Source organism: Sporosarcina sp. So3-204, assembly GCF_058068165.1.
On the sequence record NZ_CM176485.1, the window covers coordinates 3,707,728 to 3,719,553 of the forward strand.

11 protein-coding genes are annotated in these 11,826 nt (G+C 38.0%); 1 reads left to right on the forward strand and 10 read right to left on the reverse strand.

Translation table 11 applies throughout. The features are described 5' to 3' along the window. The first annotated feature begins 100 nt into the window (after positions 1 to 100). Positions 101 to 1,459: a magnesium transporter gene (mgtE, locus tag AC3RV6_RS18355; RefSeq protein ID WP_489747394.1), complete on the forward strand. Its 1,359-nt coding sequence runs from the start codon at positions 101 to 103 to the stop codon at positions 1,457 to 1,459. A 22-nt stretch (positions 1,460 to 1,481) separates the two neighbouring features. On the opposite strand, the gene AC3RV6_RS18360 is transcribed toward mgtE, so the two are convergent. The 10 genes from AC3RV6_RS18360 to AC3RV6_RS18405 all read right to left on the reverse strand — a co-directional run bounded on the left by AC3RV6_RS18360 (position 1,482) and on the right by AC3RV6_RS18405 (position 11,642). Beyond that, on the reverse strand, positions 1,482 to 1,937 hold the full coding sequence (locus AC3RV6_RS18360) for a cupin domain-containing protein (RefSeq protein WP_489747395.1): 456 nt from the start codon (positions 1,935 to 1,937) through the stop codon (positions 1,482 to 1,484). A gap of 21 nt (positions 1,938 to 1,958) precedes the next feature. Continuing rightward, positions 1,959 to 2,897 (reverse strand): ABC transporter permease, encoded by a 939-nt coding sequence (locus tag AC3RV6_RS18365; RefSeq protein ID WP_489747396.1) that lies wholly within the window; start codon positions 2,895 to 2,897, stop codon positions 1,959 to 1,961. After that, positions 2,887 to 3,957, reverse strand: a complete 1,071-nt coding sequence (locus tag AC3RV6_RS18370) for an ABC transporter permease (RefSeq protein ID WP_489747397.1) — start codon at positions 3,955 to 3,957, stop codon at positions 2,887 to 2,889. Before AC3RV6_RS18370 ends, AC3RV6_RS18365 begins: the two co-directional genes overlap by 11 nt. Next, positions 3,954 to 5,498, reverse strand: a complete 1,545-nt coding sequence (locus AC3RV6_RS18375) for an ABC transporter ATP-binding protein (RefSeq protein ID WP_489747398.1) — start codon at positions 5,496 to 5,498, stop codon at positions 3,954 to 3,956. The genes AC3RV6_RS18370 and AC3RV6_RS18375 overlap by 4 nt, the downstream gene beginning before the upstream one ends. A gap of 60 nt (positions 5,499 to 5,558) precedes the next feature. Continuing rightward, positions 5,559 to 6,620, reverse strand: a complete 1,062-nt coding sequence (locus AC3RV6_RS18380) for a BMP family lipoprotein (RefSeq protein WP_489747399.1) — start codon at positions 6,618 to 6,620, stop codon at positions 5,559 to 5,561. A gap of 266 nt (positions 6,621 to 6,886) precedes the next feature. Beyond that, on the reverse strand, positions 6,887 to 7,336 hold the full coding sequence (locus tag AC3RV6_RS18385; protein ID WP_489747400.1) for a cupin domain-containing protein: 450 nt from the start codon (positions 7,334 to 7,336) through the stop codon (positions 6,887 to 6,889). An 83-nt stretch (positions 7,337 to 7,419) separates the two neighbouring features. After that, the gene (locus AC3RV6_RS18390) at positions 7,420 to 7,848 is read right to left on the reverse strand and encodes a cupin domain-containing protein (protein ID WP_489747401.1); all 429 of its coding nucleotides are present in this window, start codon (positions 7,846 to 7,848) and stop codon (positions 7,420 to 7,422) included. Between the two features lie 270 nt (positions 7,849 to 8,118). After that, positions 8,119 to 8,949, reverse strand: coding sequence for a phosphoenolpyruvate hydrolase family protein (locus AC3RV6_RS18395; RefSeq protein ID WP_489747402.1), 831 nt, complete (start codon positions 8,947 to 8,949; stop codon positions 8,119 to 8,121). A gap of 30 nt (positions 8,950 to 8,979) precedes the next feature. Continuing rightward, positions 8,980 to 10,188, reverse strand: coding sequence for a Tm-1-like ATP-binding domain-containing protein (locus AC3RV6_RS18400; protein WP_489747403.1), 1,209 nt, complete (start codon positions 10,186 to 10,188; stop codon positions 8,980 to 8,982). Positions 10,189 to 10,439: 251 nt separating this feature from the next. Further along, positions 10,440 to 11,642 carry a phosphoenolpyruvate hydrolase family protein gene (locus AC3RV6_RS18405; protein ID WP_489747404.1) on the reverse strand — a complete coding sequence of 401 codons (1,203 nt, stop codon included), beginning with the start codon at positions 11,640 to 11,642 and terminating at the stop codon, positions 10,440 to 10,442. Between the last annotated feature and the right edge of the window lie 184 nt (positions 11,643 to 11,826).

The following is an 11,826-nucleotide window of genomic DNA, read 5'->3' on the forward strand; positions in this document are numbered from 1 at the left end:
GACAAGACTCCGCCATTCATCCAAAAGGTTTTCTATCGACAAAGTTAGGGAATTAATGACATAGTATGAGTAATACGAATAACGAATAGAGGTGTATTTTATGGTCACAGAAATAAATACTGAAAAAATAACAATTGCCATTATTAATGTCATAAAAGAAGGTAATAAAGAAACATTTCAAGAGATTGTGGGTGATTTAAGGGATTTTGATATCGCTGCTCAATTTAAAAACTTGCCTATCAAGCATCGTCCTCTTTTCCTTGAATTTGTAACTTTAGAGCAATTAACTGGTATCTTGCGCCACTTATCTCAAGATGAGCAACTACATGTTCTCCGGACAATTGAACCAACGCGCGCAACGGACATTCTAGATTTGATGGAAAGTGATGATCTCGCTTTTCTCTTAGCTGGCCTTACAAGCGACGAAGTTGAGCAGTTAATTTCTGCCATGAAAAAAGAAGAACTTGATGTCATTGTTCATATGATGAATTATCCACCAAAAACGGCTGGGCGTGTCATGACAAACCGCTACGTCTGGGTTAACCAAAACTTCACAGTAGAACGCGCAGTCGCAAAGTTAAAAGAATTCCCTACTTTTGCGGCTTACCTAAACTATTTATATGTTGTCAATGATGATAAAGAGTTCGTCGGTGTCGTTTCCTACCGGGACTTACTACTAGCGGAGCCTGATATACGAATAGAGGCGTTTATGGCGAAAAAGATTGTTAGCGTAAATGCTTTAACAAAACAAGAGGAAGTTGCAAAAGTGATTGGACGATATGATTTCGTTTCGCTTCCTGTAACGGATAATGATGGACATATCCTTGGTATTATCACCGTGGATGATGTGCTTGATATTGTCGTTAGAGAAGCAAATGAAGATATTGAAATGCTTCTAGCATCCGGTAAAGCAATTGATTTTCGTACGAAGCCACTTGTTGCTGCATATCGACGACTTCCATGGCTCATTCTGCTATTATTCATCGGTTTAATTTCCGGAAGCATCATTGCTAGTTTTGAAGCTACCCTTGAGCAAGTAGTCGCCCTTGCCTTCTTTATGCCGATGATTGCAGGTATGACCGGAAATACCGGGACACAATCTTTAGCAGTCGTTGTGCGCGGCCTCGTTTCAGAAGATCTTAATTTCAAAAAGAGTTTAAAACTTATTTACAGAGAGTTGATTGTTGGAATTATTATCGGTATAACATGTGCCGTCCTAATTGCGGGAATCGCATATTTTTGGCAAGGTAGTCTCATTCTAGGGTTAGTCGTTGGCTCTTCACTTTTAGCGACACTAATTATCGGAACCATAGCTGGTACAGTAATTCCGCTTATTTTGTACAAATTAAAAGTGGACCCAGCTGTTGCATCGGGTCCACTCATTACGACAATTAACGATATTCTGTCGCTACTTATTTATTTTGGTATTGCGACGATGTTCATCTCTAGACTGATGTGACCTTAAAAGGACGCATCAGTTTTTATTTATCTTCAATCATCGCAAAATCGTCAATATGGAAACCAGGTGCAACTAATGCGGACATTAGGGCAGGCTCATTGCTTTCGTTACGTGCAGCTTGCCAATATTCTCCTGGTACAACGATTTGAGGATGCTCGCCGTTGATTACATCTGGTCCCAGCACTAATTCTTCTTCCTCTACTGGGTTTTCTGAATTACCACCCATAATGATTTTGACAGAACCACCTGAATGCCAGAAAAATAGTTCTGCAGACAATACTTTATGCCACGGTGTCACTTCGCCTGGGTGAAGCAAAAAGTAAATCGTTGTAGCTGCTTTTCTATCACCAGAATAGTTTTCTAAAGCGGATTGAGGGATTTTGATAGGCGATTCCCAAACTTCCTTGATCCATCCACCGCCATCAGGATTATGCTGTAAACCAAGTGCTTCTACGATTGGTGAAATTTCTTTTGTCATTTATTTCAACCTCCACTAGTTTTATGATTGAATGCTATGCAAACTTTTATTTTTCTTACGTATTGCAAACACGACGACTGCAATAATTGTTACAATATATGGCGTCATCTTAATAAAATGACTTGAAACTGCAAGGCCTGGCGTTGTCTCAATAATCGTTGTAATCGCCATTGCCAATCCAAACATTAATGATCCGCCTAGGACGCCAAACGGATTTCGGTTGCCGAAAACAACAACCGCTATTGCAAGAAAACCACTCCCTGCAGTCATGTCAGCTACAAACATACTCGTCATACCCATCGACAAGTATGAACCTGCTAATCCTGTAAAAACACCACTCCAAATCAATGCAGAGTATTTAATCCGCTTAACCCTAATTCCTAATGATTGGGCTGCATCAGGCGCTTCTCCAACAGACCGAAGATGAACACCATAAGGCGTGCGATAGATTAGATAAAAACAAAATAGTACTGCGAATAAAGCGACCCAAACCATCAAATTATGTCCACTAAGTAGTTTTCCTAATACAGGTATATTTTCAATAAAAGGAATGTTGATATTCGGTATCTTTTTCAGCGACTCAGGAATATAACTTCCTTTTGTTCCAAAAAGTACACTCATTAAAAATACAGTAAGTGCTGCACCGAAAATATTCACGGCAAATCCGACAATAATGACATCTACTTTAAGCTCCAAGGTGAATAAACCCATTAGTACACTAATTAAAACAGATACGAAAATACCACCTAGTATACCAATAACCCAACTTCCAGTTAGCGACCCAATAGAAATAGAGACAAACGCAGAAACGAGCATTAGTCCTTCAAGACCGATGTTAACTACGCCCGCTAAATCAGTAAGTAATCCTCCTAAAGCAGCAAGCAATATAGGAACCATTACACGAAGCAAAATAGCAAATAAACTTAAATCTACAACTGCTCCCCAAATACTATCTAGCAATATCTCCACCCCCTTGCTTCCGCATTAATTGTCTGCGACGTAAGTAGGCAAATACCGCCTGTGAAGAGACAAATAGAACGATTAGAACTTGTATCATAATTGATAATTCGTGTGGAACATCACTATTGGCTTGCATGATTTGTCCACCTACCTGCAAATACGCATAAAAGAAACTTCCGATTAATACACCAATTGGGTGATTTCGGGCTAACAGCGCAATGAGTATTCCGTCAAAGCCTAATCCAACCGAGAAATTATCTTTAAACGTACCATGCACACCAATGATTTCAACGACACCGCCAAGTCCAGCCAACGCACCACTAATTAACATCGTAATAATAATGACCTTTTTTGTATTAATACCACCGTATTCAGCGAAAAGCGGATTTTGTCCTACTAGGCGTAATTCATATCCACCCTTAGTCTTGTATAAATAGATATAGACTAACACCACAGCTATTAGGGCTATGAAAAGACCTGTATGTGTAGGAAAACCTTCAATCATTCTTCCCAACTTTGCACTAGGCTGAGCGAAAGGCATCCTCGCATTTCCAGTACTAGCAGGATCATTAAAAACATTATTTACAAGATAAGATACAAATAAGATCGAAATGAAATTAAGCATTAATGTCGTAACGATTTCATCTGCATTAAGATAAGCTTTTAATACACCAGGAATTGCCGCAAATAGACCGCCTCCGAAAATCGCACAAATCAGCACTAGCGGTATATGAAGCCAAGGTGAAAGCCCCGGAATATAAACGGCTGCTAAAGCACCAAAAAGTGCCCCCATATATAACTGACCTTCCGCACCTAAACTAAATATCCCGGCCTGAAATACAACAACCATCGCTAATCCCGTAAAAATAAGTGGAATCATTTTATTCAGTACATTACCAAAGTTAAATAAAGTCGAAAATGGTTCCAATAAAAATGAACTAATCGCAATCATTGGATCTTCACTCAAAAAGAAAATAACAATGATACCAATCACAACAGCAGCTAAGACAGCTAAAAGTATGCCAATGAAATCTATATAAATCGGCCCTCTGGATTTCATTTTATAACCACCTTTTCCTGCTGCTTAACGCCTAACATATAAAAACCTACTTCTTCTTCAGATAAACGTACAGTATTATCAAGGACAGCAACGAGTTCACCATTGTACATCACACCAATTCGATCACTCAAACTAATTACTTCTGATAACTCTGCTGATACAACGATTACAGCACTTCCTGCATCCCTTTTCTTAATGATTTCATTATGAATGAATTCAATTGCACCAATATCTACACCTCTGGTAGGTTGACAAGCAATTAGAAGTTTAGGGTTTTTTGAAAGTTCGCGGGCAATAACGATCTTTTGGATATTGCCACCCGATAAAGAACCAGCGGGTGTGTCTTCGCTTTGTGTTCGAATATCGTATTGTTCAATCATCTGCTTTGCAAAAGCGGTAATCTTTTCCCCATTTAAAATGGGTCCTCGATTAAATTCCTTCGATTTATATAAATCAAGAATTAGATTTTCTTTAATTGAAGCGGTCAAACAAGCACCTCTTGTTTGTCTATCCTCTGGCACGTAACCAATACCCATATCTCTAATTTCTTTTACGCCCATACCTAACAGTTCTGTATTTATATATTGGATACTTCCTGATTTAGCATGTTTAAGTCCTGCAATGATTTCAATAAGTTCAGTTTGACCATTACCTTCAACACCTGCAATTCCAAAAACCTCTCCAGCTTTAACTTGGAAGGAGACATCTTTAAGAGCAAGTTGACCTTTATCGTTATTTGCATTTAGACCGGCTACTGTTAGCACAGTTTCTTTCGGTTGAGCCTTTATTTTCGTCAACTGAAGTGGAACTTCCCGACCAACCATTAATTTTGAGATTTCCTCTTTTGATGTGTCTTTTGTTTCAATCGTTGTAATTGTTTTCCCAGCACGTAGAATTGTAATTCTATCCGATATTTCTAAGACTTCACGTAATTTATGCGTTATGAATATAATTGTATGTCCTTTTTTAACCAAAACCTTTAGTGCATCAAATAGTTCATCCGTTTCTTGAGGTGTTAATACAGCTGTTGGTTCATCTAAAATAATTAGTTTTGCACCACGGTATAAAACCTTTAAAATCTCCACACGTTGTTTCTGACCAACAGAAATACTTTCAACTTTTGCATTTGGGTCAACGACGATTCCAAAATCTTTAACAAGTTTTTCAGTTTGAAGTACTGCAGTCTTTTTATCCCTAAATAATGAAAATACACCTTTTCTAGGTTCCAATCCAAGCACAATATTTTCAGCTACATTAAACGAAGGGACTAACATAAAATGCTGGTGAACCATCCCAATTCCATGCTCAATTGCATCTTTGGATGTTTTCATTTCTAACGCCTTACCTTGATAAAATATTTCTCCTTGTGTAGGTATTTCTAATCCAAATAAAATCTTCATTAAAGTAGATTTACCAGCCCCATTTTCACCTACTAGAGCATGTATCTCACCTTCTTTGACGGAAATATTTATACCAGAATTAGCTACAGTACCATTTGGGTAAACTTTGTGTATATTTTTCATTTCCAAAAGATATGTCATTTTAAACACCCCTAGCATCTAAATATAGGGGTGTGACATACCACCCCTGTTACAACAATTTTACTTAATCGATGACTCTACTTTAATCTCACCGCTAGCTAATTTAGCTTTAATGGCTTCTACTTCTTTTCTAATTGACTCTGGAACATATTGCTCATAAAGTTCGCCATCGTACAAGCTTACGCCACCTTTTTCAACACCCAATACATCAGTCACGCCATACGCCAATTCGCCCTTCATAGCCTGGTCTACTGCGTCAAATAGTGAAGTGTCAATATGCTTCAACATCGAAGTTAGAGTACTACCCGGTTGAATTAAACTTTGATTACTATCTGTTCCGACAGAGTATTTCCCGTCATCTTTACTTGCTTCTAAAACCCCTAATCCAGCAGCTCCTGAAGCGTTAAATGTAATATCAGCATTTTGTGAACGGTATTGAGACAATGTTAGTTCTTTTGCTTTCGGACTATTACTAAAATCACCTACATAAGAAGCAATAACTTCTATATCAGGATCAACATATTTTGCACCTTGCTCATAACCAGATAAATAATCGTTAATAATCGGAATATCCATTCCACCAACAAATCCAACTACTTTATCAGGGTTTGCGCCTTCTAATTCAGTACTTGTCGTTACCAAAGCAGCAAATGCGCCTCCTAAAAATGCACCTTCACTTTGCGAGTAAAAAATTGAGTGAATATTAGGGACATCTTCGATCACACCATCAAAGAAGATGAATTTCTGATCAGGATAATTGTTTGCCATTTCAACAGTTAGTTCTTCAATAGGGCTTCCGCCTGTAACGATCAAATCATACTTTCCACTAATCGCAAGTGACTCCAAACCTGAATTCCAATCGGCTTGATTAGGTCCGCCTTCAACTGTCTTAACCTCAATTCCCAACTCTTCTTTTGCTAAATCAAGACCTGTTTGTCCAGAATCATGAAACGACTTATCACCTAATGAACCAGACACATAATAAGCTACTTTGAAGTCGCCCTTTGATCCACCATCTTTATCTTTACTTTCTTCTTTACCAGAACCACCTGAAGAACAAGCTGCCAATACTAGCATTAATGCTAATAGTAACGCGCTAACTTTAATTGATTTTCTCATCATCTCTACCACCTTTTTTAAATTAACTTCTCATTAAGATATCAACGTTGATTTGAGCTTCAAACAATTGCTTTCCGCTATAATTAACAGTGATAACATTTAATTCACGAACATTATAACACTTTTCACTATAATCGTTCGTGTATTCAGTTGCAATAAGTAATTACAAAATCGGTTTTTTCTAAAAATTTAAAACAAAAAATTGAACACGAGGAAAACGTATGATTAAGTATACAGTTCCCATGTTCAATTTTTTCATCAATCATTTATTACAGCATTTTAAAGTCATCATAGTGGAAACCTGGTGTAACAATACATGTCACTAAGGCAGGCTCATCTCCGGCAGGTCTGGCAGTTTGCCAAACATTTGCAGGTACTCTAGCTTGCGGAACTTGCCCAGCTTGAATATCAGAACCTAATACAATTTCTTTTGTTTCTCCCGGATTTTCACCATCTCCACCAAGCGTTAAGATAACCGGCCCTCCTGATTGCCAAAGCCATAATTCATCTGAAAGAATTGTATGCCATTTGGAAATCTCACCTGAATGGAGTAAATAATATATTGCAGTAGCAGAAGGTCTCGGCCCAGAATACTTTTCACCAAGAACAGATTGTGGAATTTCGACAGGCGAAAACCAGAATTGCTTGTACCATCCACCCTCGATATTAGATTCAAGATCTAATATTTTCACTAATGGAGATATTGCTCCAATAGACATTGTCTTCCTCCTAATTGGTACAAAATGAAGTTCGTTTCACTTTGCAACACTTATTTAAATCAATAAACTCACGCATTGAAAAGTTAATTACCTGGAAGTACGCCTGGCTCAAGAACTTTACAATTAGGATCTGCACGGAGAACTGCTTCAGGACCATGTGGGCTATAAATGGCCATCAATTTAAGTGGTTCCCAACCATTATTAATTGTTGAATGGTAAACGCCAGTCGGTATGTGTACGGTCATTCCTGCTGTAATTTTTGTCGGAGGTCCATCATTAACTGTTTGTTCCCCTTCACCTGAAATAACATAGAGAACTTCCTCTTCCTCTGGGTGGTTGTGACGGTCGTGACCTTTACCTGGATGCAAAATAACGACGCCCATACTAAATTTTTCTGCGTTTGTTACACGTGGCTCACTCATCCATTTAAGTGTTCCCCATTCGAATTCTTGTGTTTCTACATCTTCTGGATTTATATATCTTAGTCCCGCCATATCTTTTGCTTCAGTCATTGTAATTCCTCCTCGTATGTTTATAAAATGTTAAATTTGATGTTCTAAATAAGTTGAATTAAACAATCCAACACTCTGAAAGCCGTTGTTTTCCGCTTCAGGCGAACGCTTTCCAAGGGGCTCGATCTCAGCCTCCTCGTCGCTTTGCTCCTGTGGGGTCTTCAATCTTCGCTAATCCCTTTGGAGTCGTCGCCTTACGCTCCAAACAACTAGTCTGTCTAACAAAGATATTTTACTTCAACATATAAGCTAAAGAGAAAAGCAACAATATTATACTAATAAATCTTTGAACTTACGAGCTTGCGTTTCAATAGCTACTTCTGTAGGTAAACGCTCGATACTACTTGCGCCGAAGAAACCTGCGATGCCTTCTGTATGATCGAAGATATATTGTGCATCTTCTGGTTCTGCAATCGGGCCACCATGACATAATACGATGATATCTGGATTTATTGCGACAGCTGCGTCACGCATTTCTTGTACTTTTTTCGCTGAATCCTCAAGCGTTAGGTTACTTTTTGCGCCAATACTTCCCTTTGTTGTTAATCCCATATGTGGTACTAGAACGTCAGCGCCGGCCTTTGTCATCGCAACTGCTTGCTCTGGCGTGAATACATACGGACATGTAAGCATTCCTAACTCATGCGCATGACGAATCATTTCTACTTCTAAGTTATAACCCATTCCTGTTTCTTCAAGGTTTGTTCGGAACGTTCCATCAATTAAACCTACTGTTGGGAAGTTTTGAACGCCTTGGAATCCCATGTCTTTTAATTGGCGTAGAAAAACTGGCATCATTCTGAAAGGATCTGTACCGCAAACACCCGCGAGTACAGGTGTATCTTTAACGATTGGAAGAACTTCTGAACCCATCTCCATAACAATCGCATTAGCATCTCCGTAAGGAAGTAAACCCGCCAAGCTACCACGACCAGCCATGCGGTAACGGCCTGAATTGTAAACAATAATTAAATCCGTTCCACCTTGTTCAGCAAACTTTGCGGAGATTCCTGTTCCAGCTCCTGAACCAATTATAGGATTTCCTTTTGATATTTGGCTTTGAAGTTTTTCCAATGCTTTTTCACGTAAACTGAGTGACATTTGTTTCCCTCTTTTCTAGACTAGTTATATTTAGTTTAATTTATCAAGTAAATGTGTTGCCATTGCTGCTGCATATTCAGTATCATTTATATGAAGATCTAATTCAATTAGTTCAACAATTTCCTGATTTAGATGCGTTCGGATTGATGTAAATAAAGCCTCAGTCGCTTCAGGTAAGTAAAAGATTTGACCTTCCTCATCAATAGCACTAACACCTTTTAATGGTAAAAACAAAGTAGTCGATCCAGTTGATTGGTTTAATTTATCAGCAAGAATCTTTCCTAATTCAGTACACTCTTCAGGCGTTGTTCTCATAAGCGTCACATTTGCATTATGCTCATAGAATGTACGATTCGCAAATTTGCTAGGTACAGTTGCCATTGCTCCAAAGTTCACCATATCCATTGCGCCACATGAAACAATTTGTGGTATTCCTGCTTGTGCAGCCGCCTCAAGTCGGTGAGGGCCTGCCGTTAATACACCGCCTACTAACTCGTCGCATAGCTCAGTAGTTGTCACATCCGCTACAGCTTCTATAAATCCATCACTAATCAATGATTCCATAGCTTGTCCGCCACTTCCGGTTGCGTGGAAAACTAACAATTCATAGCCCTTTCCTTCAATATGTTCACGAAGATTTTCGACACATGTCGTCGTAACCCCGAACATACTCGCTGCAATTAACGGTTTATCTTGCATCTCAGGAATAACTTCTTCGATCATTCCACAAAGCGCGCCTGCAGCATTTCCAAGAATTCGTCTTGAGATGCGGTTCAATCCAGCTACGTCGACAACTGAGTACATCATCGTAATGTCCTTTGTTCCTACATAAGGATGAACATCACCTGAAGCAACTGTTGACACGACCATTTTCGGTAACCCGATTGGCAGTTGTCGCATTGTATGCGTAATAAGTGCAGTACCACCAGAACCGCCCATACCCATGACACCAACAACATCAAATTGAGTACATAGCTCCGCTACCAACTTAGCTATACCTTCTGACATCAATTTCATTGCGAAACCACGGTCACCTTGATCACGCAAGGCAGTTAAACTACTTCCAACCGCTTTTGCAACTTCATCAGCACTAATAGTCGGCTTAATAGTTGGCTCACCTGCCACACCACCATCTATTAAAATTACTTCATATCCTTTTGATTTAATTAAATCCTGAACGTAACCATATTCATCCCCTTTAGTATCAAGGGTGCCTATTAACAAAACTCTTTCTTCCAAAACAATCCCTCCTAATCAAATTAAGTGATTGGTCAATCCATAGCATCACAATGCCCTTTAACATGGGAATATAGTTTAAAAAACTTATCGGATTGAGTAATAATGTACTTTGTTATCGCTTTCAATTTGGAGTTTTCAGATTCCTATAACTTTTCACAATAAAGGTTCTAATCACTTTGAATAATTTGAATACTTTACTTACTACACAAAGAATACGCGTAAATTCTGCTAACGTATATGTATATATGTAATCAATACATGTCTTTACGTAATGCGTTTTCATATTCTCGTGGAGATTGACCAACAAACCTTTTAAAAGCCTTGCTAAAGTGCGCATAATCACTAAATCCAGTCATACTAGCAATTTCTGTAAGTTGAAATCTATTTTGACTAATAAATTCAATTGCTTTATTCATTCTATACTCTGTTAAATATTCACTATACGTACATCCAACTTCTTTTTTAAACAGTTTACTTAAATAAGGTCTTGAAATATGAAGAAGCTGCGCTAAATCAGCCAAAGAGATTTTATGCATATAATTAATCGTAATGTATTCTTTTACAAATGTAAGATAATCATAGTGCTTTTCAGCGCCTTCTAACATCTTCATTAAAAATTCATCCGCTTCTTTTTGACCTGTATTTTTAAACTTTCTGATTGTGGATGACAGGGCATGTTCTGTCGGAATTCTTTCAAATGAAGATCCTCCAATATATCCCATAGTTCCAGTATGATCATGCATATACTTAACATCTGACGGCGTAGAAACAGGTCCGCCAAATATCATTTTAATCACTTCACGATTTACCATGTCACATGCATCAAAAATTTCATTTGCTACTTTTGCACCTTCCACTAAACTTAATGCTTTTTTCGCGCCAAGCATGCCCCCCTTTGTAAAACCAAGATGAGCACATATTACATCAGCTCCAACATCAAGCATTTGCAAGGATTGTTCTCTGTTAAACACAAAGGCTATCGTAAACAAACCTTGCTCATGGGCGACTTTAATGGCTTTTACTTCCAACTCATATGAAATGCCTTGTTCCTCCAAGGCCTCTCCAAAAATTCCGTCTATCATGCCAACAGAGGGATAATTATTTAATCCAGCAAACCCACTACTTTTTATTTTTTTTATAAAAAAAGCCAAATCTATTGAAGGATCAGTTGCACATAATCCAAAAACGACAGGAAAACCTTTGACTATCGGAAGAATCTCATTTAAACCAAATTCCATCACTAACTTATTACAATTTAAAAAAGGGAGAAAGCCTGCAAGTGAACTTACTCCCATTTGTCTAAAGCGACCAGAGTTTAAAGCCAAAATAATATCAGCTCCACCCTCTACCGCATTTTTTGCAGAAATTCCCGAACCAGAAGCTAATCCAATGATAAATTCTTTCTTGTTAATCTTATTCATTAAACTTTGCTTTAACTGTAAATTACTTTGCATGATTTCACCATTCTTTCGGAAATCTTTATCTTAAAATTATAATTTAGGGCTTATAATTATACAAGAAATCGGTTTCACACGAGACTTATTATTATACTTATATAGCAAAATCCCTCCATGTTTTAAAAACATGGAAGGATTTTATATAATACCTAATTAATTACCACTAATATTTATTTGTAAT

Excerpts from the sequence above, each read along its gene's own strand:
- AC3RV6_RS18390 (WP_489747401.1), bottom strand. The coding sequence starts at position 7,848 with ATGACTGAAGCAAAAGATATGGCGGGACTAAGATATATAAATCCAGAA.
- AC3RV6_RS18385 (WP_489747400.1), bottom strand. The coding sequence starts at position 7,336 with ATGTCTATTGGAGCAATATCTCCATTAGTGAAAATATTAGATCTTGAA.
- AC3RV6_RS18395 (WP_489747402.1), bottom strand. The coding sequence starts at position 8,949 with ATGTCACTCAGTTTACGTGAAAAAGCATTGGAAAAACTTCAAAGCCAA.
- AC3RV6_RS18380 (WP_489747399.1), bottom strand. The coding sequence starts at position 6,620 with ATGATGAGAAAATCAATTAAAGTTAGCGCGTTACTATTAGCATTAATG.
- mgtE (WP_489747394.1), top strand. The coding sequence starts at position 101 with ATGGTCACAGAAATAAATACTGAAAAAATAACAATTGCCATTATTAAT.
- AC3RV6_RS18370 (WP_489747397.1), bottom strand. The coding sequence starts at position 3,957 with ATGAAATCCAGAGGGCCGATTTATATAGATTTCATTGGCATACTTTTA.
- AC3RV6_RS18375 (WP_489747398.1), bottom strand. The coding sequence starts at position 5,498 with ATGACATATCTTTTGGAAATGAAAAATATACACAAAGTTTACCCAAAT.
- AC3RV6_RS18360 (WP_489747395.1), bottom strand. The coding sequence starts at position 1,937 with ATGACAAAAGAAATTTCACCAATCGTAGAAGCACTTGGTTTACAGCAT.
- AC3RV6_RS18405 (WP_489747404.1), bottom strand. The coding sequence starts at position 11,642 with ATGCAAAGTAATTTACAGTTAAAGCAAAGTTTAATGAATAAGATTAAC.